This is a genomic window from Anaerovibrio sp., assembly GCF_051866355.1.
Taxonomy (GTDB): domain Bacteria; phylum Bacillota; class Negativicutes; order Selenomonadales; family Selenomonadaceae; genus Anaerovibrio.
Window position 1 is genome coordinate 1 of record NZ_JBJDWZ010000143.1, and the last position, 1,794, is coordinate 1,794.

Consider the following 1,794-nt stretch of genomic DNA (forward strand, 5'->3'; position numbering starts at 1 on the left):
GAGAAGAAGCGCAACGAGATTCTGCAGCTTCTGCTTCTCAATCCGAAGCTGGCCCTTCTGGATGAAACTGACTCCGGCCTTGATGTGGATGCGGTGCAGATTGTTTCCGGCGGCGTGAAAAGGTTTCATAACGAGGACAATGCCTGCCTGATTATCACCCACAATACCCGCATTCTGGAACAGCTTTCCGTGGACAAGGTGCATGTACTGCTGGACGGGCGGATTGTGGAGGAAGGCGGCCCTGAGCTGATTGAGAGAATTGACAGGGAAGGCTTCGGCTTTTTGAAGCAGGATTGAGAGGCAGAGCTATGGAAAACAGGAACAAGACCTTTGTGGAGGATATCGAGCGTACCCTCTACGATATCAGGAATGAGGACCGTTCTGCCTACAAGTCACAGGCAGGGCTTACCGAGGAGGTAGTGCGGGATATTTCGGCGCGGAAGCATGACCCGGAATGGATGCTGGAGCGCAGGCTGGAATCACTGAAGGTATACAACAGCCTTGGATTGCCCACCTGGGGGCCTGACCTTTCGGAGCTGAACATGGATGAGATTGTGACCTATGTCCAGCCTGATGCCAGGATGGCGGGGAAATGGGAGGATGTGCCGGAGGATATCAAGTCCACCTTTGACCGTCTGGGCATTCCGGAGGCGGAGCAGACCTCCCTTGCCGGTGTAGGCGCCCAGTATGATTCCGAGGTGGTTTATCACAGCATACAGGACAGCCTCATACAGCAGGGCGTGGTGTACACGGATATGGAAACGGCACTCAGGGAGTACGAGCCATTGGTCAGGGAGCATTTTATGCGGCTGGTGCCGCCCAAGGACCACAAGTTTGCGGCACTGCACGGAGCGGTGTGGTCAGGGGGCTCCTTCGTCTATGTGCCGGAAGGGGTGCATGTGGAGATTCCCCTGCAGTCTTATTTCCGCCTGAATGCGGCAGGGGCAGGGCAGTTTGAGCATACGCTGATTATTCTGGAAAAAAATTCCAGCCTGCACTTCATTGAGGGGTGCAGTGCGCCAAAGTACAATGTGACCAACCTCCACGCAGGCTGTGTGGAGCTGTTTGTGGGGGAAGGGGCAAGGCTCCGCTACTCCACCATTGAGAACTGGTCAAGGAATATGATGAATTTGAACACCAAGCGGGCGCTGGTGGAGAAGGACGGCATCATTGAATGGGTGTCCGGCTCCTTCGGCTCCCATGTATCCATGCTTTATCCGTGCAGTATCCTCCACGGGGAAAATGCCCGCTGTGAGTTTACCGGCGTGACCTTTGCCTCCAAGGGGCAGAATCTGGATACCGGGGCCAGCGTTATTCATGCGGCGCCTTATACCTCGGCAAATATCAGCACCAGAACCATTTCCAAGGCAGGGGGCAGGGCTACCTACAGGAGCGCTGTCAGGGTAACGCCAAATGCCCATCATGCCAAATGCTCCGTGAACTGCGAGTCCCTGATGCTGGATGATATTTCCCGCTCCGATACCCTGCCGGTAATGGATATACAGGGTGACGAGGCGGATATCGGCCATGAGGCAACCATCGGGCGCATCAGCGAGGAAGCGGTGTTTTACCTTATGAGCCGCGGCATCAGCGAGGATGAGGCGCGGGCCATGATTGTCCGTGGCTTTGTGGAGCCGATTGCCAAGGAATTGCCGCTGGAATACGCGGTGGAAATGAATAACCTGATTAATATTGAGCTGGAAGGCACAATGGGCTGAGAAAGGCGTGAGGTATGACAATGGCAGAAAAGATTTATAGCGAAATCCCGATGCGTACCTGGCGCTGGCTGGGTGT

General features: G+C 55.1%; 1 protein-coding gene and 1 pseudogene. Both read left to right on the top strand.

What is annotated here, in order from left to right; genetic code table 11:
• Window positions 1-297, top strand: a pseudogene (locus tag ACI3UA_RS07725) (Fe-S cluster assembly ATPase SufC); the annotation flags it as partial.
• Window positions 298-308: 11 nt separating this feature from the next.
• On the top strand, window positions 309-1,718 hold the full coding sequence (gene sufB / locus ACI3UA_RS07730; protein ID WP_439724236.1) for a Fe-S cluster assembly protein SufB: 1,410 nt from the start codon (window positions 309-311) through the stop codon (window positions 1,716-1,718).
• Window positions 1,719-1,794 lie beyond the last annotated feature (76 nt).